Origin of the sequence: Bacillus sp. RHFS10 (genome assembly GCF_016757475.1) — a bacterium.
Classification (GTDB): Bacteria; Bacillota; Bacilli; order Bacillales; family Bacillaceae; genus Bacillus; species Bacillus subtilis_G.
This window is the reverse complement of the sequence record NZ_JAESPO010000002.1, coordinates 759,660-778,397: the sequence shown is the minus strand read 5'-3', so window position 1 is coordinate 778,397 and position 18,738 is coordinate 759,660. Positions and strand designations below refer to the sequence as shown.

At 44.7% G+C, this 18,738-nt stretch carries 16 protein-coding genes and 1 pseudogene; 5 read left to right on the top strand and 12 right to left on the bottom strand.

Translation table 11 applies throughout. The features are described from left to right. Positions 1 to 4: 4 nt before the first annotated feature. Positions 5 to 1,144 (bottom strand): osmoprotectant ABC transporter ATP-binding protein OpuCA, encoded by a 1,140-nt coding sequence (gene opuCA, locus JMN17_RS10530; protein WP_202328017.1) that lies wholly within the window; start codon positions 1,142 to 1,144, stop codon positions 5 to 7. A 263-nt stretch (positions 1,145 to 1,407) separates the two neighbouring features. On the opposite strand from opuCA, the gene JMN17_RS10525 reads away from it, so the two are divergent. Further along, on the top strand, positions 1,408 to 1,965 hold the full coding sequence (locus tag JMN17_RS10525; RefSeq protein ID WP_087991163.1) for a GbsR/MarR family transcriptional regulator: 558 nt from the start codon (positions 1,408 to 1,410) through the stop codon (positions 1,963 to 1,965). A 19-nt stretch (positions 1,966 to 1,984) separates the two neighbouring features. Here JMN17_RS10525 and JMN17_RS22120 read toward each other — a convergent pair. After that, positions 1,985 to 2,273 (bottom strand): annotated as a pseudogene (locus JMN17_RS22120) (MarC family protein); the annotation flags it as partial. A 124-nt stretch (positions 2,274 to 2,397) separates the two neighbouring features. Between JMN17_RS22120 and JMN17_RS10520 the strand changes: the two are divergent. Continuing rightward, on the top strand, positions 2,398 to 3,012 hold the full coding sequence (locus JMN17_RS10520; RefSeq protein WP_087991164.1) for a PH domain-containing protein: 615 nt from the start codon (positions 2,398 to 2,400) through the stop codon (positions 3,010 to 3,012). A gap of 141 nt (positions 3,013 to 3,153) precedes the next feature. Then, a complete protein-coding gene (locus tag JMN17_RS10515) occupies positions 3,154 to 3,852 on the top strand; it encodes a zinc ribbon domain-containing protein (RefSeq protein ID WP_087991165.1) in 699 nt (232 codons plus the stop codon). 38 nt (positions 3,853 to 3,890) lie between these two features. Here the strand turns inward: JMN17_RS10515 and JMN17_RS10510 are convergent, their stop codons facing one another. Beyond that, complete coding sequence (locus JMN17_RS10510) at positions 3,891 to 5,705, bottom strand: zinc ribbon domain-containing protein (RefSeq protein WP_202328016.1); 1,815 nt, start codon at positions 5,703 to 5,705, stop codon at positions 3,891 to 3,893. Positions 5,706 to 5,831: 126 nt separating this feature from the next. Here JMN17_RS10510 and JMN17_RS10505 point away from each other — a divergent pair, with 126 nt between their 5' ends. Continuing rightward, positions 5,832 to 6,299, top strand: a complete 468-nt coding sequence (locus tag JMN17_RS10505; RefSeq protein WP_202328015.1) for a GNAT family N-acetyltransferase — start codon at positions 5,832 to 5,834, stop codon at positions 6,297 to 6,299. A 43-nt stretch (positions 6,300 to 6,342) separates the two neighbouring features. On the opposite strand, the gene eno is transcribed toward JMN17_RS10505, so the two are convergent. The 7 genes from eno to araE form a co-directional block, all read right to left on the bottom strand. Then, on the bottom strand, positions 6,343 to 7,635 hold the full coding sequence (gene eno, locus JMN17_RS10500) for a phosphopyruvate hydratase (RefSeq protein WP_010328641.1): 1,293 nt from the start codon (positions 7,633 to 7,635) through the stop codon (positions 6,343 to 6,345). Positions 7,636 to 7,663: 28 nt separating this feature from the next. After that, positions 7,664 to 9,199, bottom strand: a complete 1,536-nt coding sequence (gpmI, locus tag JMN17_RS10495) for a 2,3-bisphosphoglycerate-independent phosphoglycerate mutase (RefSeq protein WP_202328014.1) — start codon at positions 9,197 to 9,199, stop codon at positions 7,664 to 7,666. Continuing rightward, positions 9,192 to 9,953, bottom strand: coding sequence for a triose-phosphate isomerase (gene tpiA, locus JMN17_RS10490; RefSeq protein WP_202328013.1), 762 nt, complete (start codon positions 9,951 to 9,953; stop codon positions 9,192 to 9,194). Before tpiA ends, gpmI begins: the two co-directional genes overlap by 8 nt. A 30-nt stretch (positions 9,954 to 9,983) precedes the next feature. Beyond that, the gene (locus JMN17_RS10485; protein WP_148962756.1) at positions 9,984 to 11,168 is read right to left on the bottom strand and encodes a phosphoglycerate kinase; all 1,185 of its coding nucleotides are present in this window, start codon (positions 11,166 to 11,168) and stop codon (positions 9,984 to 9,986) included. Positions 11,169 to 11,485: 317 nt separating this feature from the next. Then, entirely contained in the window at positions 11,486 to 12,493 is a 1,008-nt protein-coding gene (gap, locus tag JMN17_RS10480; protein ID WP_087993478.1) for a type I glyceraldehyde-3-phosphate dehydrogenase, read from the bottom strand. Positions 12,494 to 12,540: 47 nt separating this feature from the next. Beyond that, complete coding sequence (gene cggR / locus JMN17_RS10475) at positions 12,541 to 13,563, bottom strand: gapA transcriptional regulator CggR (protein ID WP_202328012.1); 1,023 nt, start codon at positions 13,561 to 13,563, stop codon at positions 12,541 to 12,543. Positions 13,564 to 13,861: 298 nt separating this feature from the next. After that, a complete protein-coding gene (gene araE, locus JMN17_RS10470) occupies positions 13,862 to 15,256 on the bottom strand; it encodes an arabinose-proton symporter AraE (protein ID WP_087993480.1) in 1,395 nt (464 codons plus the stop codon). A 203-nt stretch (positions 15,257 to 15,459) separates the two neighbouring features. Here araE and araR point away from each other — a divergent pair, with 203 nt between their 5' ends. Next, positions 15,460 to 16,548: an arabinose utilization transcriptional regulator AraR gene (gene araR / locus JMN17_RS10465; RefSeq protein WP_141113428.1), complete on the top strand. Its 1,089-nt coding sequence runs from the start codon at positions 15,460 to 15,462 to the stop codon at positions 16,546 to 16,548. 47 nt (positions 16,549 to 16,595) lie between these two features. On the opposite strand, the gene JMN17_RS10460 is transcribed toward araR, so the two are convergent. Together JMN17_RS10460 and JMN17_RS10455 are read right to left on the bottom strand one after the other, a co-directional pair. Beyond that, positions 16,596 to 17,606: an LLM class flavin-dependent oxidoreductase gene (locus JMN17_RS10460; RefSeq protein WP_202328011.1), complete on the bottom strand. Its 1,011-nt coding sequence runs from the start codon at positions 17,604 to 17,606 to the stop codon at positions 16,596 to 16,598. Positions 17,607 to 17,761: 155 nt separating this feature from the next. Further along, on the bottom strand, positions 17,762 to 18,640 hold the full coding sequence (locus JMN17_RS10455; RefSeq protein WP_202328010.1) for a LysR family transcriptional regulator: 879 nt from the start codon (positions 18,638 to 18,640) through the stop codon (positions 17,762 to 17,764). Positions 18,641 to 18,738 lie beyond the last annotated feature (98 nt).

Sequence of the window (18,738 nt, the reverse complement as noted above, 5' to 3'; positions counted from 1 at the left end):
CTGGTCAGATCGTCATGAGCTGGTCTTCCTCGCCCCATATGGAATCGTACACGATATCAACAAGGCTCGCTCTTGTCACAATGCCAGCTAAATGGTTCTGTTCATCCACCACCGGAACATATTTAATTCCCTGCTTCAGGATCTTACGGACCGTATCGCGCAGAAGCGCCCCTTTTTGTACGGTATACATATCCGAGCGGTATACTTCGCCAACGACGCTCGCTTTTTTGCGGTTTTGATCAATCATTTCCACATCAACATAGCCCTTCAGCACATTTTGTTTGTCTACAACAAGCAGCGAATCGACACGTTTTTCTCTCATCAGCTGAATCGCCTGGGAAAGCGTTTTGTCAGCTGATATCGTCACAGGCGTTCTGTTCATCATTTGCTCCACCCGCTCGATATCCGGCCTTGACTGGATCAGGCGTTCTTTCCCGATAAACTCTTCAACAAATTCATTGGCCGGGTTTCGGAGAATCTCATCAGGCGTACCGACTTGAACGATTTCGCCCGCTTTTAAAATCACGATCCTGTCAGCAAGCTTAATCGCTTCATCCATATCGTGTGTGACAAACACAATCGTTTTGTTTAAGGTTCTCTGCAGTTTTTTGAATTCTTCCTGAAGGGAATCACGTGTAATCGGATCAAGCGCTCCGAACGGTTCATCCATTAAAATGAGAGGGGGTTCCGCAGCCAGTGCGCGCAGCACTCCGATTCTTTGCTGCTGTCCGCCGCTGAGCTCATGGGGATAACGGTCTAAATATTCCGGGCCCATATCCACAAGCTTTAACAGCTCTCTCGCCCGTTCTTTCCGTTTTTCTTCAGGCCATTTCAGCAGTTTCGGCACGAGTGAGATATTCTGCTGGATGGTCATGTGAGGGAACAAACCAATCTGCTGAATGACATAGCCGATTTTTCTCCTCAGTTCTACCGGGTCCTGTTCCATCATATTTTCTCCATCGATAAAGATCTTTCCTGACGATGGCTCTATCAATCTGTTGATCATTTTCATCGTCGTCGTTTTTCCGCAGCCGCTCGGGCCGATAAAACAGACAAACTCACCTTTGGCAATATCTAAATCAACGCAGTTCACAGCTTTTTTGCCGCCCTTATATACTTTTGACACTTGTTCCAATTTCAGCAATCCGTGCACCTCCGCAGGTTCCTTATAAATTTTCTGAAAAGTATAACCTTTATTATAGTTTGAACTTTATAAAATAAAAAGTTTATAATGTGTTGAAATTATATGTTATTTACAGATTATTTATTGTTATGACCAAGGCGTAAAGGGAGTTCTTACAATTACGCCGGATACCTCCCTCTTTCTCTGCATTCAGCTATTTTCAACAACTGGCAGAAATATGATATATTGACTCCATCAATTGCCATTTGAAGGGATGATCAGCTGTGGAAAAAACTGCTCTCGACATCATTGAACATGCTGAAGAGCATCTCATTGAGAAGATTGCCGAAAATATGCAGACGTTTGGCATGCCTTCCACTGTCGGACGTGTGCTTGGGATTATTTATATGAATCGAAAACCGATGACGTTAAGCGAGCTGTCAGAGGCAACAGGCATGAGCAAAACACGGATGAGCCAAGTGGTCCGTGAAATGATTGATGCCAATATTGCCGAAAAGGTGTTTGAAAAAGGGGTAAGAAAAGATCTTTACGACGTTGAGCAGGATTATTATCAAACCTTCATTTCTTTATTTGCGGCGAACTGGACTAAGGTCGTGAGTAAAAACAAAGTACTGTATAAAAAATTAAACCGGGAGCTGACTGATCTTTTGCAAAAGGACGGGCTTACCCCTGAGACTGAGGAGAAAGTCAACCAGCTATTACATGAATTAAGAGAATGGCTCAATTACTATGACTGGGTGAGCCGCTTAATTGATTTTTTTGAAAGTGAAGAAGTGTTTCAATACGTGCCGAAAGCAATAGAAAGCAGCTCCCGCAAGTAAGGGAACTGCTTTTTGAATGTATCGAAAACATGTCTTTCAGCCCTGCACCGATCATCACTTCCGCTAAGATGAATCCCATCAGTCTGGTAATGACATTCATCTCTATTTTCCCGAGTTTGCTATTCAATGAAAGAAGAATAGTGAAAAAAGGGGCTATGCCGACCATCACAACGAGATCAAGAATAACGTTGCTAAGCCTGGCGCTATGGATCATGACGCACACTCGTGACGGCATCTGCGATAATCGGATTAGATAGAGGCACGACTGACCTATCCGCTTTTCCCTTGCTTTCCTTATGTTTATCATGAGGAGAGACATTCAATAGATAATTAATGAAATATGCCGCCCGTTACGTATAAAACGTTTGTAGCCTGCCAGAAACACTCCATGCTACAATGAAGTGACAAATTGACTAGGAAGGACGTATACAGATGTTCAAAAAAATTGCAGCAGATGCACTGGGCTTATCTGATATCGGAAAAATTATCGAACCTCAGGATTATGACAAGACAGATGCTGATGACTATGTCATGCATGAAGACAATGAAAAAATATATTTCTTGATTAAAACGAAAGCAGACGAATACTGCTTTACGAATCTAGCTCTGATCCATGTAGACGGCGAACGCGCCACTTCCTCAAAACGAACGTTAAAACGCTATCCTTACTCTCAATTCAAAATTTCTGATGTCTTTCTGGAAACCGCGGGAAAAGTCGATCTAGATGTTGAGATTAAATTTAAACTGGGCGCGGAAAAATTCGACATCGATGTGCACAAAGACCAAATTGAAAAGTTAAAAGATCTATATAAAGCACTGCTTCGGATTGCTGAAACAACTTATGAAAATGATATTTTAATCAATCAGGCGGAACAAAGCTTGGATAAAGCCGTGACAATTCTTCACCACACCCGCCCCGAACACGTCAATCTTGAAACGCAATATAAAGAGCTGACCGAATTCGGTTTCACTTGGCTGACATCCGTTCGCTCGCAGTATCATATTAAGGATTTTGGAGATGTATTTGAGAAATATATTAATAACTAGCATAAAAAAGACACGGCTTCTATTAGGCTCGTGTCTTTTTTGTGGCATTTTTGTATGAATACTGGTTACTTTACTACATTTTTCTTTTATAATAAAACTATTAGTCTATTTTCCCTATATTACAGGTAAAGGAGTTATTTTATGTATTGTCCTCAATGCGGCCATCAAACAGATGGCGGAAAGTTTTGTGAGAAATGCGGATCACCGCTCCCCGGTCAGTCAGGCCAGCAGCAGGCAGCTCAAACTGGAGCCGCTGCAAAGCAAGCGGCAAAACAGTTCGGTTCATTTGTTTTGGCCGTCCTGAAACGCCCTTATCAGGAATGTAAAACAACGGGCGGCGAACAGCTGGTCAGCGCGATTATTACGATGGTTCTGTTCAGTTTGCTGACCCCTTTGATGTTTTATATTCTTTTTTCAGACGGTCCCGGCAGCGTAAGCTTTACAGCAATCTTTTTAGAGCCAACCATTTATTTTGCCCTGTTTCTTTTCTTTTTGCATGCATTGATCTTTTTCGCCTTGAAAATCGCGGGAAACCAAGTATCTTTCAAAGATTCATTTTCCAGATTTGGCGCGTTTCTCATTCCGTTTACAGCTATTTTGGTTCTTGCCCTTTTATTCTTTTTATTGCATACAGACATTTGCTTTACCATATTAGCCGTTGGTTTAATTGGCGCATTCTTCGCCATTCCTCCTGCGATGCTGAGCAGTTACCAGCATTCATATAAAGGAAAGATTGATATCATTTACTCAACGATTGTGATTTATCTGATCACCTGCGTTACATTCCAGCTTATGATCGAACACTATATGAAAGAGATTTTCCGTTACATATTCTTTTAAAAAACAACCCCATCACCTGCTGGTGATGGGGGTTGTTTTTATTGAATAGACGTTAAGTAAATTCTTCCGTTCTTCACTGTGCCTGTGTAGGTCCAGTTATAGGTTCTCAGTTTGGGACTGCCGCCTGATTTTGTGATATAGAATTCTTCATATGTCTTAATCGTGATCGCGGATCCATTTTGACTCCAGCTTTTCACTTCATAGTTATTAAAGTCTTCCGTTGTCCCCTCTTTATTTAATTTTGTTACGAGATGCTGCTGGTCGGAATAAAGAGAACTGCCTTTTTCAAGGCTGTCTTCCATCAGCGAGAATTGATTTTGATTTACCGCATCTGCCTGGCTTTGCAAATAACTGCCCATAAATAATGTCACTTGTTCATCTGTCACATTACCGCTTGCAGAGCTTTCACTGTCTTTGTTTTTCGAGCCTTCCCAGGCGGACGCGTACGTCTCCGGCTTATCATTTTTGATTTTCTTTATATTTGTTCCGGCCGATTCGAATGTTGATTCTGCTTCTTCAAAAATCCACTTTTTCTGTTTTTTATCATATGAAAGGAGATATTCGTAACTCGGACTGTCATCAGTCATTTCGGATTTTGTATAGTCGTTATACGAAGAAGACTGGTGCAGTTCTTTTCCTTTTACTGATACCTGCCACGTCCCGTCGTTTTTCTGAGAAAGAGCGAATGTATCCAGATTAAAATCAGTTTCTAAATATTTATCTTTTAAGTAAGAATTCGTGTATTTCATAGAATCGACGGTATCCTTCGCCTGTGCCTTCCATTTGGCGCTCGCCTCTGTCATCTGGGCTGTATTCCCATCTGATAGCGCTTTGGAATACTGTTTAGTTGTTTTGACAATCGTGTTCATAATCGTTTCCTGTGTGTCTTGATCAGGAATTAACGTGATCTCCATTTCTTTATGGTCGATTGGCACGCCCGCTGTTTTGGTTTTTCCCCACGGAAACTCTGCTTCGACCGCAGCCGTCATGGACCCGTCTGTCAGAAGAGGGCCGTATGTGACGGATTTGAACGGGTCTTTATGAATCGACTTGCCGTTAATCAGCAAGTCTCCCTTCCCGCTCTTGATGTCATCCGCTAAGCTGAATGTCACATCGTCTGCTTCCAATGAGAGATCAACACGAAAGCTGTTATCGCCAACAGCCTGAATGTCTTCCTTTTTCACGAGATCGACGACATCGTTTTTCAGTTTGGCAGAGACGGTATATTCGCCGGGAATGTACGGCCCGAGGGTTTGTGCTTGATCCGCTTTCTTTACCGTTCCGGCATCCTCTTTATTCACATATAGATCGGCATTTTTATAATTGCTGGTCACTTCAAAGTAAACAGGTGCTATCTTTAAATCATAATGGTCAAATACGAGCAAGCTTCTCCCGTCTTTCTCCGCGTATACGATATCTTTTTGAACTGTTTCAGCACGCAGCGATGCAAAAAGCTCATCTTTTTTGTCAGGATGGTCCTTCAAATACGCAAGAAACGGTTCTACATTCTTTTTAGTCAGTTTAAGCTTGTCATTTACCGGCGTAAGGAGGGACGCGATTTGATCTTGATCCTCATCCTTTACAGCCTGTTCAAACTTGTCGACTAATCTATCCTTTGAAGTAAAGTACGCTCCGGTTTTATAGGCGGCGAATAATATAACGCACGCAGCGGCAATGCTGCTCCATAACACGATGGTTTTCTTAGGGATTGGTTTTCGCGGAGCCTGCCTCGTTTCAGCAGCGCTTGCTGTTTCTTTATGTGCCTGTCTGCTGCTCCCTCCGATCGGGGTGCCGCATTCTTTACAATACTTGGCTCCTTCTTTATTTTTTTGACCGCATTCCTTACAAAACATGTGACGTTCCTCCTATTTATGATCCACTATTTTGTACATATTTCCTATGTTACATATTTTATAATAGAATGGTATGAAATTGGAGGAAATCATGAAAATATCTCTATAAACATGTGAAAAGGTGGAATGATGATGCAACAGCTCACCATTCAAAAAGCGAAAAACTATGATCATGCGCTGTACGAGCTTCTGCTGCTCGCCGATCCGTCAAAAGAAATTGTTGATGAATACCTAGCCAGAGGAGAATGCTACACCGCTTATATATCGGGTAAATTAGCTGGTGTATACGTGATGATCACAACTAGACCGCAAACCGTAGAAATCGTTAACATCGCAGTAAAACAATCAATGCAAAAACAGGGCATTGGCAAGCAGCTTATCCGCGATGCCATCGAAAAAGCAAAACATATGGGGGCAAAGGTGATTGAGATTGGCACGGGAAATTCCAGCATCCATCAGCTTTCTCTTTATCAAAAATGCGGATTTCGCCTGCAGGCGATCGACCATGATTTTTTTATCAGACATTATGATGAGGAGATCTTTGAAAACGGCATTCAATGCCGTGATATGGTGAGGCTTTATTTGGATCTCTAAAAGCACAAAAAAGCCGCCGAGAGATATCTCGGCGGTCATTTTATTACTTGTTCAAGTTGTAGAAAGTGTTAATACCGTGATATTGAGCAGTTTCAGCCAACTGATCTTCGATGCGAAGAAGCTGGTTGTATTTCGCAACACGGTCCGTACGAGACGGAGCACCTGTTTTGATTTGTCCTGCATTTGTTGCCACAGCGATGTCAGCGATTGTGCTGTCTTCTGTTTCACCAGAACGGTGAGAGATAACAGCTGTGTAGCCTGCGCGTTTCGCCATTTCGATCGCATCGAATGTTTCAGTCAATGTACCGATTTGGTTTACTTTGATCAGGATAGAGTTGCCTACGCCGTTTTTGATGCCTTCAGCCAATTTTTTCGTGTTTGTAACGAAGAGATCGTCACCAACAAGCTGAACTTTTTTGCCAAGACGCTCAGTAAGAAGCTTGTGGCCTTCCCAGTCGTTTTCGTCAAGTCCGTCTTCGATAGAGATGATTGGGTATTTAGAAACCATTTCTTCGTACCAGTCAACCATTTCAGCAGATGTTTTCACAACGCCTTCGCCAGACAGATGGTATTTGCCGTCTTCTTTGTTGTAGAACTCAGAAGATGCAGCATCCATTGCAAGTTTCACTTCTTCGCCAGGTTTGAAGCCGGCTTTTTCGATTGCTTCAACGATTGTTTGAAGCGCTTCTTCGTTAGAACCAAGGTTTGGAGCAAATCCGCCTTCATCACCTACAGCTGTGTTCATTCCTTTAGCAGAAAGAACTGATTTCAGGCTGTGGAAGATTTGAGCGCCCATGCGAAGTGCTTCACGGAAGTTAGGAGCACCTACAGGCATGATCATGAATTCTTGAATATCAACGTTGTTGTCAGCATGCTCTCCGCCGTTGACGATGTTCATCATCGGTACAGGAAGCGTTTTTGAGTTGAATCCTCCAAGGTATTGGTAAAGAGGAATCTGCAAGAAATCAGCAGCTGCGCGCGCACAAGCCATAGATACGCCAAGGATTGCGTTCGCACCAAGTTTGCCTTTGTTTTCAGTACCGTCAAGCTCGATTAAAAGCTGATCGATTGCGTTTTGTTCAGTTACATCAAAGCCAAGAAGCTCTGGAGAAATGATTTCGTTTACGTTGTTAACAGCTGTTAACACGCCTTTTCCAAGGTAACGGTCTTTGTCGCCGTCACGAAGCTCAACTGCTTCGTATTCACCTGTAGAAGCTCCGCTTGGCACTAATGCGCGGCCGAAAGCTCCTGTTTCTGTATATACTTCAACTTCAACTGTTGGGTTGCCGCGAGAGTCTAATACTTCGCGTGCATAAACATCAACAATGTATGGCATGAGTTTTGTCTCTCCTTTTGATTTCAAATTATTTTTGAATTAACGATGTTCCTGTCATTTCTGTCGGTTTTTCAACATTGAGAAGGTCTAATAACGTTGGTGCAAGGTCGCCTAGGATTCCGCCTTCACGCAGCGTGATGCCTTCTTTCGTCACAATGACAGGGACTGGGTTTGTCGTATGCGCAGTGTGCGGATCGCCTGATTCTGTAATCAGAATGTCAGCATTACCGTGATCAGCGGTAATGATCGCGTGTCCGCCTTTAGCGATAATCGCGTCAACGACTTCGCCTAAGCATTCGTCCACTGCTTCAATTGCTTTAATTGTTGGTTCAACCATTCCGGAGTGGCCGACCATATCAGGGTTTGCGAAGTTAAGGATAATCGCGTCATGCTTGTCATCTTCAATTTCTTTGACAAGCGCGTCCTTCACTTCATACGCACTCATTTCTGGCTTTAAGTCATATGTGGCAACTTTCGGCGAGTTGATGAGAATGCGCTCTTCACCCGGGAATTCAGCTTCACGGCCGCCGCTCATAAAGAACGTGACATGCGGATACTTTTCAGTCTCTGCAATTCGAAGCTGTTTTAATCCATGTTGAGATAATACTTCTCCGACTGTGTTATCAAGATTTATCGGTTTAAACGCTACATATCCGTCAACTGTTTCACTGAAGTGAGTCAGGCAGACGAAATGCAGGTTCTTCGGATAATTCTCGCCGCGATCGAAGTCACGGAAGTCTTTGTTTGTGAACGTGTTGGAAATCTGGATGGCGCGGTCCGGTCTGAAATTATAGAAAATCACAGAATCGCCGTCTTGGATTGTCGCAACAGGCTCACCGTTTTCTTTTGTGATAACGGATGGAATCACGAATTCATCATAGATTCCGTTCGCATATGAATCATCAACAACATCCATTGCACTGCGGTAGGTCGGGCCTTCGCCGTACGCCATTACGCGGTACGCTTTTTCTACACGGTCCCAGCGTTTGTCGCGGTCCATTGAGTAGTAGCGCCCGGAAATGCTGGCGATTTCTCCGACACCGATTTCCTCGATTTGTTCGTTCAGCTGCTTAATGTACGTCTTCGCTGTTTGCGGACCAACATCACGGCCGTCAAGGAAACCATGGATGTAAACCTTTGTCAGCCCTTCATTTTTCGCAAGCTTTAACAATGCGAACAAATGATTAATGTGGCTGTGCACGCCGCCGTCTGATAAAAGGCCGAACAGGTGCAGGGCTTTGTTGTTTTCTTTCGCGTTGTTAATCGCGTCAAGGAATGTTTGGTTGCGTTCGAACTCTCCCTCACGAATGGCAACATTTACGCGTGTTAAGCTTTGATACACAATACGGCCCGCGCCGATATTTAAGTGACCCACTTCGGAGTTCCCCATCTGTCCTTCAGGAAGGCCTACAGCCTCGCCTGAAGCAGTCAATGTTTGATGAGGATACTGATTCCAGTAGCGGTCAAAATTCGGTTTTTTCGCTAAAGCGACTGCGTTCCCTACTGTTTCGTTTCGTAATCCGAACCCATCAAGAATGATGAGTGCAGCTGGTTTTTTACTCATATTGACCTTCCTCCAATAATTGAACGAATGACTGTGGCTCAAGGCTCGCGCCGCCGACCAAAGCACCGTCAATATCGGACTCTGCCATATATTCTTTAATGTTTGCAGGCTTTACGCTTCCGCCATATTGGATGCGAAGCTGGTCTGCAATTTCTTGGCTGAAGCTTTCAGCGATGGTTTTACGGATGTGCGCACACACGTCGTTCGCATCTTTCGCTGTAGAAGATTTGCCTGTTCCGATTGCCCAGATTGGCTCATACGCAATAACAGAAGCAGCAACTTGTTCTTCAGAAAGACCAGCAAGGCCTTTTTTCACTTGGTCAGCAACAAGATCATTTGTTTTGCCGGCTTCGCGCTCTTCAAGCGTTTCACCCACACAGATGATCGGCACAATACCGTGTTTGAAAGCAGCGTGTGCTTTTTTGTTAACTGTTTCATCAGTTTCAGCGAACATTTCACGGCGCTCAGAGTGGCCGATGACGCAGTAGTCAACGCCAAGGTCTTTTAGAGCAACCGGGCTGATTTCGCCTGTGAACGCACCGCTTTCCTCGAAGTGCATGTTTTGAGCGCCGACTTTAAGGTCAGTGCCTTTAACAGCAGAAGTAAGCTTTTCTAAGAAAAGAGCTGGCGCGCAAACAACAGCTTCCGCTTTGTCTGCTGCTGGAATGGAAGATTTTACTTCTTCAACGAAGCTGACAGCTTCGCCGAGTGTTTTGTTCATTTTCCAGTTACCGGCGATAATTGGTTTTCTCATCTGTTCCACTTCCTTATAGCAGTTTTAAGATTATTTATCGTTCAGTGCAGCTACCCCTGGAAGCTCTTTGCCTTCCATAAACTCAAGGGACGCGCCGCCGCCTGTTGAGATGTGGCTCATTTTGTCAGCAAGGCCGAATTTTTCAACCGCTGCCGCTGAGTCTCCTCCGCCGATGACAGAGTATGTATCTTTCGCCTCTGCCAATGCTTCCGCAACCGCTTTTGTTCCTTGTGCGAACAAGTCGATTTCGAATACGCCCATCGGTCCGTTCCACACGACAAGTTTGCTGTTTTTAATGACGTCAGCATACGTTTCGCGTGTTTTCGTACCGATGTCGATTGCTTCTAAATCACTAGGGATTTCAGAGATCGGCACCATTTTCACGTTTGCATCGTTAGAGAAATCATCTGCAACGAGTACATCTTCAGGCATGTAGAAGTTCACGCCTTTTTCTTTCGCGCGGTCCATAAATGACTTCGCAAGCTCGATTTTATCCTCTTCAAGAAGAGAATTACCGACTTCATAGCCAAGCGCTTTTACGAATGTATAAGCAAGACCTCCGCCGATGATCAGGTTGTCCACTTTATCAAGAAGACTTTCGATCACTCCGATTTTGTCTTTTACTTTCGCTCCGCCGATGATCGCCGTGAACGGGCGGTCAGGGTTAGAAACCGCTTTTCCGAGGACATCAAGCTCTTTTTCCATTAAGAAACCTGCAACTGCTGGCAGATGCTCGGCAATTCCAGCTGTAGATGCGTGAGCACGGTGGGCAGCACCAAATGCGTCATTTACATATACATCTGCAAGCTCAGCAAATGCTTTTGCAAGCTCAGGATCATTTTTCTCTTCACCAGGGTAGAAGCGTACGTTTTCCAATACAAGAACGTCTCCGTCCGTCATGTCGGAAACTTGTGCTTTTACAGCATCGCCGTAAGCTTCATCCGCTTTTTTCACTTCTTTGCCAAGCAGTTCGCCGAGACGTGCAGCGACAGGAGTTAAACGAAGCTCCTCAACCACTTCGCCTTTCGGGCGGCCTAAGTGGCTCGCGAGAAGGACTTTCGCGCCTTGGTCTGCAAGGTGTTTGATTGTTGGAAGCGCAGCACGGATACGTGTATCGTCTGTTACTTCCCCGTCTTTCATTGGAACGTTAAAGTCAACGCGGCAGAATACAACTTTGCCTTTTACGTCGATGTCTTTGAGAGTTTTCTTATTCATGCCTAGGAGATCCTCCTTCAAAGTGGTTTGCATACAGCACGAAAAACGTGAAACCGTCTGGTCAAGCGATAACGCCGCTAGGGCAGATCACAGTCTTTTTCGGCACAGGGCAGTTCGTCTAAAAGCCAGGGCAGCGGCCTTAGGCGAAAGCGCCGGCAAAGCTGCAAAAAACGCGGCCGTTTCTCTGTCACAGAGCGTTTTCTGAAAGCCGGTCTTCATGGAAAAAGGGAAAGGGAGTCCGTCCCCTTCCCTTGTCCGCTTTCATTATAGCGCTTCTATTCAAAAGAACCAAGTCAGGTCCTTTTTTCAGCTATAAATTAAAGACCTTTTTTTGCGATGTAAGCTGCAAGGTCAACAACGCGGTTAGAGTAGCCGCTTTCGTTATCGTACCAAGAGATTACTTTTACCATGCTGCCTTCCATAACCATTGTAGAAAGGGCATCGATTGTAGAAGAGTTTTTGTTTCCGTTGTAGTCGCCAGAAACTAATGGCTCTTCGCTGTAGCCAAGGATTCCTTTAAGATCTCCTTCAGCCGCTTCTTTAAGAGCTGCGTTTACATCTTCAGCTGTTACTTCTTGGTTCAGTTCAGCAACCAAGTCAACTAGAGAAACGTTTGGAGTTGGAACACGCATTGCTCCACCGTTCAGTTTGCCTTTTAGTTCAGGAAGAACTAGAGAAACTGCTTTAGCAGCACCAGTTGATGTTGGGATGATGTTTTCAGCTGCTGCACGCGCACGACGGTAGTCTTTGTGCGGAAGATCAAGGATTTGCTGATCGTTCGTGTAAGAGTGAACAGTTGTCATCATACCGCGTTTGATGCCGAATTTATCGTTAAGTACTTTTGCAAACGGCGCTAGGCAGTTTGTTGTGCAAGATGCGTTAGAGATAACATCGTGGTTAGCCGCATCGTATTTATCTTCGTTAACACCCATAACGATTGTGATATCTTCTTCGTTAGCAGGAGCAGAGATGATTACTTTTTTCGCTCCAGCTTCTAAGTGTTTCGCAGCGTCTGCGCGTTTTGTGAAGAAACCAGTAGATTCAACTACGATTTCAACGCCTTGTTTGCCCCAGCTAAGTTTAGCAGGATCGCGTTCTGCAGAAACTTCAATTGTTTTGCCGTTAACAACAAGGTTGTTACCGTCAACTGAAACTTCAGCGTCTAATTTTCCGTGTACAGAATCATATTGTAAAAGGTGAGCCAGCATGTTAGCATCTGTTAAATCGTTAACCGCTACTACCTCAACTTCAGGATTTTTTAATGCTGCGCGGAATACGTTACGTCCAATACGACCAAAACCGTTAATACCGACTTTTACTGCCATGATTTGTTTCCTCCTTTAAATAAGTGAGAGATATTTATATTGAGGGATTATTCATCCCTTAATAACTTCTTTGCGGCCCCTTCGTCTGTGACGAGAACCGTGTCGCGGGGCTTTTTAAAGTAAGCCTCGATCGCCCCGGCTTTTGATGATCCGCCCGCTACCGCAATAATATCGGGGATGGCGTCTATGTCATCCAGCTGCATTCCGACAGAATGCACTTTGTGGACCACTTCTCCGTCCGCGTTAAAATAGTAGCCAAACGCTTCTGTGACAGCGTCATTATCATCTATTTTCTTTAAGTCTTCTAAAGGTGTGTTTCTCCGCTGAGCCATCGTTTTAGCTTCACCGATTCCGTGAACCAGCATACTCGCCGATTTGATCGTGTTCAGCACCTCTTTGACAGAAGGCTCTTCAATAATAGATGAATAGGCGCCTTGTGACAGCTGTCCCGGAACAAACAAAAGCCGGTAAGTGCCTGAAGCCTTTTCCGCCATATGCGCGCATATGGTGTTCGCCTGATTTTTCACGTCTTCGCCTAAACCGCCTCTTGCAGGCACAAACAAAAGCTCGCGGTTTTTAGAATCCGGCGTCATCATTTCAGCCACAGCTTCAATTGTCGTACCGCCAGTTACAGCGACGATATTTTTGCCTGAAAATCTTTTTTTCATACATGCGACAGCTGCTCTTCCCATTTCTTTTTTGACCCATGGGGATTGATCACTGTCTCCGGACACGATAATGGCATCCTTTAGATTTAAACGTTCTTTTAATGTCTTTTCCAAAAGAGTCAAACCTAAAACATCTTTCATCGTATCTTCCAAAACCGAAAGCAGTTCATAGCCCTCTTCTGTCAAGGTCATGCCGTTTGTTTTAATATCGACCAGGTTCTGTTCCTTTAAAAACTGAACCTCGCCCCTCAACACACGCTCGCTGATCTCGAGACTGGCAGACAGGCTTCTTCGCCCGATGGGTTCCGTCAGCCTGATATACTGCAAGATTTCAAACCTCTTTTGCATAACGAGCAGAAGATCAGGCAATAATTTTTTTTGAGCTTGTATTAACTGGTTCATGACTCAAACGTTCCTTCCTTTTTTTGCTGGACATTATATGTCCCGCTATGACAAAAAACGTCCCATCATAGCCAAAAAAAATTACTTCTGCTTTCTTTAATTATTTTAACAGGGTGAAATTGTTTATTCAACTGTTAAGAGCTAATTCATCGACAATATTCGCAGAGTTTTCATGCAGCGGTGTTTATCCAGCTATATTTTTTCCTATATATCTTTATCTTATACAGAAAACGCCAAAAGGTGCATCCCAACATAAACAGCCCTTCCAATCGAAAGGGCCTGATCCTTTAAAGCGTTTTCATTTTATCCAGAGCTTTTCAATTTCTTCGAGCGATTTGTTCTTCGTTTCCGGGCAGATCGTAACGACAAACAGGAAGCAAAGGATGTTAATCACCGCAAAAATCCAGAATGTATAGGCGAGTCCGAATGAGTCGATCATCATCGGTACAAACTGTCCGATCGCCCAGTTTGCTCCCCATAAAAAGATGGTCGCAATGCCTGCGGCCCGCGCACGCAGATGGTTCGGGAAGATTTCAGAAATCATAATCCATGTGATCGGCCCTACAGATACACAAAATGCCGCCACAAAACCTAAAATAAAGAAGATCAGCATAAGTCCGCTTGTTAACTGAAAGTAGAACGACGTTCCGATTAAGATCATAAAAATAGCCATAAAAGCAGATCCGATGGACATCAATTTTTTTCGTCCGACTTTATCAATCAACAACACCGCAATAACGGTAAAAATAACTTCTACAACACCGACGATACAGGTTGCCACAAATCCGGCGTTTTGACCGTATCCCATCATTTTAAAGATTTCCGGCCCGTAGTAAGTAATCGCGTTCATGCCGATGACTTGGTTAAACAACGCCAGCAGGATTCCAATGACAAGCGCCTTTCTGAGACCCGGCTTGAACAGCTGGGACAGCGACCCCATTTGTTCTATTTTTAAAGAGTTCTCAATGTTCTTTAATTCTTCTTTTGCGACTGTTTCTCCATTAATACGTGTCAGTATCTTTAACGCTTCTGTTGTTTTGCCCGCTTTCGCCAGCCATCTCGGGCTTTCCGGCACGACGAGCAATACGAGGAAAAAGATCACGGACGGCACCATTCCATAAGCGAGCATCCATCTCCAACCGGTGTGCACGCCCCATTCGTATGTTCCGGACCGCTGCACAGCGAGATTAATAAAGTACGTAGCGGATATACCCAATATCGTAAAGAGCTGATATAAGGAAGAAAGGCTTCCGCGTATGGCAGGCGGCGCCGCTTCTGTAATATACGTAACAGAGAGTGATGAGCCCATCCCTATTCCGAGGCCTCCGATAACCCTTGCAATGATTAAGGTCGATACGTCTTGTGATAACGCTGAAACGATGGCTGATATCGCAAATAACAAAGCAGCTGTCATTAAAATTTTTCTTCGGCCGAACCTGTCGCTTAAAAATCCGGATATCCCGACGCCCGCAACTCCTCCGATCATAATGCTGGAAATCACGAGTCCTTCCATAAACGGAGTGAGGCTGTATAAATCTTTCAGAAAACCGATGGCGCCTGAAATCACTGCCGTGTCATAGCCGTACAGTAAGCCGCCAAGTCCCGCCGCGCATGAGATTAAAATGACAAATCCCATTGAATGGCCTCTTGTTACAGGAGCATTTGGTTCTAATTGAGTTGGAGTATTCTTCATTTCCCTGCCCTCCCGAATGTTAAGTAAAGCGTTTACATTTACTTCTGTAATTGTACGTACTTATATTAAAATTTAACGAAAATTTCATTTAATTAGTACGTACAAATATAGAATAATCCTGTTTGTATTTTCTGTCAATGTTTTATTACAAAGAACGCTGTGATATACTAAAATTTGTCCGTATACATTTTGGAGGAATAGATATGTTACCAAAATACGCCCAAGTAAAAGAAGAAATCAGTTCATGGATTAATCAAGGCAAAATTCTGCCCGATGAAAAGATCCCTACCGAAAACGAATTAATGCAGCAATTCGGCGTCAGCCGGCACACCATTCGCAAAGCGATCGGAGACCTCGTATCACAAGGTCTGCTGTACAGCGTGCAAGGCGGAGGAACCTTTGTCGCTTCACGCTCTGCTAAGTCAGCGCTGCATTCCAATAAAACGATTGGCGTTCTGACAACCTACATATCAGACTATATTTTCCCGAGCATCATTAGAGGAATCGAGTCTTATTTAAGCGAGCAAGGATATTCTATGCTTTTGACAAGCACAAACAACAATCCGGACAATGAACGAAGAGGATTAGAAAATCTGCTGTCACAGCATATTGACGGACTTATTGTGGAACCGACAAAAAGCGCCCTGCAAACCCCCAATATCGGCTACTATCTGAATTTAGAGAAAAACGGCATTCCTTTTGCGATGATTAACGCATCATACGCCGAGCTTGCCGCACCGAGTTTTACCTTGGATGATGTGAAAGGCGGCATGATGGCGGCGGAGCACTTGCTTTCTCTCGGCCACACGCATATGATGGGTATTTTCAAAGCTGATGACACACAAGGTGTGAAGCGGATGAACGGGTTTATACAGGCGCACCGGGAGCGTGAGTTATTCCCTTCACCGGATATGATCGTGACATTTACGACCGAGGAAAAGGAATCGAAGCTGCTGGAGAAAGTAAAAGAGACGCTGGAGAAAAACAGCAAAAACATGCCGACTGCTATTCTTTGCTATAATGATGAAATTGCACTGAAAGTGATTGATATGCTTCGGGAAATGGATATCAAGGTGCCGGAGGACATGTCCATCGTCGGATATGATGATTCCCATTTCGCGCAAATCTCCGAGGTGAAATTAACCTCTGTGAAGCATCCAAAATCCGTGCTAGGAAAAGCGGCTGCGAAATATGTCATTGACTGCTTAGAGCATAAAAAGCCGAAGCAAGAGGATGTCATATTTGAGCCTGAGCTGGTCATTCGCCAGTCGGCCAGAAAACGGAATGAATAAAAAAGCAATGTACGGGTCTCCCCGCTGCATTGCTTTTTTTATGGCTGTTATCTGTTTTTCCAAACGTCTGCAATGATTTCAAACGAACGCATTCTGTCTGCGTGTTCATAGGTTTCTGAGTTGACCATTATTTCGTCCGCCTGTGTCGTTCTGACAAAGTCTTCAAGCTTCGCCTTCACTTCTTCCGGACCGCCGACAATCGTCGAGCTCAGCTGTTCATTGACCATCGCTTTTTCATACGGACTCCAGATTTGATCCATGTCTTCTACAGGCGGCTTCAACTGGTTCGGCGTGCCGCGGACGAGATCAAGAAATCTTTGATAATGTGAAGTCGCAAGGTGCTGCGCTTTCTCGTTTGTATCTGCCGCGATAATGGTGACGCCTACCATTGCATACGGTTCATCAAGCACTTCTGACGGCGTAAACGAATTGCGGTACAGCTCTAAAGCTGGAACTGTATTCGCCGGCGAAAAATGAGCGGCGAATGCAAATGGAAGGCCTAGTTCGCCTGCGAGACGGGCGCTGAAGCCGCTTGAGCCTAGCAGCCAAATCGGCACATCTATGCCCTCTCCCGGAATGGCGCGGACTTGATTCCGCACATTTCCTGATGGTTTAAAGTAATTGCGCAGTTCCTCTAATTGTTCTGGAAAATCTTCACCGCTGTTAATGTTTCTGCGAAGCGCTCTTGCTGTCAATTGGTCAGTTCCCGGAGCACGTCCGAGCCCCAGATCAATCCGCCCGGGATACAGCGTTTCCAGTGTGCCGAATTGCTCGGCAATCACTAGAGAAGAGTGGTTCGGCAGCATAATGCCGCCGGAACCGACACGGATTTTCTTTGTGCCGCCGGCAATATGGCCGATCAGAACCGCGGTGGCAGAGCTTGCGACACCTTCTATATTATGATGCTCAGCGAGCCAGTAGCGTTGATAGCCCCATTCCTCCGCACGGCGCGCCAAGTCCATGCTGTTTCGGAATGATTCAGCAACCGTTCCTCCCTGAACAACCGGAGATAAATTCAAGACAGAAAGCAAGGTATCTTTGCGTTGGTTGTTAGACATATTGTTCTCCTTTGCAAATGTGTTATCAGTAAACAGCCTCAAGCTGTCAAGTATGAATGAAAGGACTTCTCTCACACCATAACACAACTGCTTTCAGGAATAAAAGAATTTGATTCGATGAAATTCGAACAATTTAAAACGAACGGTTTGCCCCGTTATTCTGCCCCAAACAGGTTCTGGGCCATATCAATGAATAGTTTAGCCGCTAGAGAAGCGTCCTTTAGCGACGGAACAGCTAGCTGCACATCACGGTACACCTGCGGGTCCAGATCCCGCGTCACCACATGCTCCGGCAGCGGCATGCCCGACATGGACATTTCTGATAAAATCGCCAGGCCCAGTCCCTCTCTGACCATACTGATCGAGGTGTTCATGTTATAGACTGTGAAAGCGGCGTTCAGCGTAGCACCCGCCTGCCTGAACATATGGTTAAAAGGCGATTCATAGCCGCCGTCACAGACGATCATCGGTGCATGATCAAGATCTTTCAGCGTAATGGCTAGACGGCTGCAAAGCGGGTGATCATCCCTGAGCACGACGGCCATTTTGTCTTTTTTCAGATGAATGTACTCCATCTCCTCCGTTGGATACAGAAGAATGCCGACATCTATCATTCGCGTGTGAAGCCACTCCTTGACTTCATTTACAGTTCCTTCGTGCAGCACGAGTTCCAGTTTCGGGTATTTTTGTTTAAACTCACTGATCAGCTTCGGCATAAAATAAGCCGAGGCAGTTGAGAATGTGCCGATATGGACCGTTCCCAGTTCTAGCCCTTTTTCCGCGGCTGCGACTTGCTCAACTTTTTCAACGCCTTTCAAGACTTCTCTGATGTGGACTAAGATCTTTTTACCTGTCTCGGTCAGCATCAGGCCATTCCGGCGGTCACGGATGATCAGCTTTACGTCAAGTTCAGCTTCAATCGCAGAAATCGCATGGCTGACAGCCGGCTGTGTCATGTTCAGCGCCTGCCCCGCTTTTGTAAAGCTTCCCGTTTCAGCTATTTTCACGAAAACCCTTAATTGTGTAATAGTCATAACAATTTACTTATGCTCCTTATAAAAAAGATTCATTTTATTTATCTTATATTCTACAGTATCATAATGGAAAAGTTCTACAAGGAGTGATTGAAATA

Coding starts and splice junctions, on each gene's coding strand:
- JMN17_RS10520 (WP_087991164.1), top strand. CDS start 2,398: ATGTTCAAAAAAATTGCAGCAGATGCACTGGGCTTATCTGATATCGGA.
- JMN17_RS10515 (WP_087991165.1), top strand. CDS start 3,154: ATGTATTGTCCTCAATGCGGCCATCAAACAGATGGCGGAAAGTTTTGT.
- JMN17_RS10510 (WP_202328016.1), bottom strand. CDS start 5,705: ATGTTTTGTAAGGAATGCGGTCAAAAAAATAAAGAAGGAGCCAAGTAT.
- JMN17_RS10505 (WP_202328015.1), top strand. CDS start 5,832: ATGATGATGCAACAGCTCACCATTCAAAAAGCGAAAAACTATGATCAT.
- eno (WP_010328641.1), bottom strand. CDS start 7,635: ATGCCATACATTGTTGATGTTTATGCACGCGAAGTATTAGACTCTCGC.
- gpmI (WP_202328014.1), bottom strand. CDS start 9,199: ATGAGTAAAAAACCAGCTGCACTCATCATTCTTGATGGGTTCGGATTA.
- tpiA (WP_202328013.1), bottom strand. CDS start 9,953: ATGAGAAAACCAATTATCGCCGGTAACTGGAAAATGAACAAAACACTC.
- JMN17_RS10485 (WP_148962756.1), bottom strand. CDS start 11,168: ATGAATAAGAAAACTCTCAAAGACATCGACGTAAAAGGCAAAGTTGTA.
- gap (WP_087993478.1), bottom strand. CDS start 12,493: ATGGCAGTAAAAGTCGGTATTAACGGTTTTGGTCGTATTGGACGTAAC.
- cggR (WP_202328012.1), bottom strand. CDS start 13,563: ATGAACCAGTTAATACAAGCTCAAAAAAAATTATTGCCTGATCTTCTG.
- araE (WP_087993480.1), bottom strand. CDS start 15,256: ATGAAGAATACTCCAACTCAATTAGAACCAAATGCTCCTGTAACAAGA.
- araR (WP_141113428.1), top strand. CDS start 15,460: ATGTTACCAAAATACGCCCAAGTAAAAGAAGAAATCAGTTCATGGATT.
- JMN17_RS10460 (WP_202328011.1), bottom strand. CDS start 17,606: ATGTCTAACAACCAACGCAAAGATACCTTGCTTTCTGTCTTGAATTTA.
- JMN17_RS10455 (WP_202328010.1), bottom strand. CDS start 18,640: ATGACTATTACACAATTAAGGGTTTTCGTGAAAATAGCTGAAACGGGA.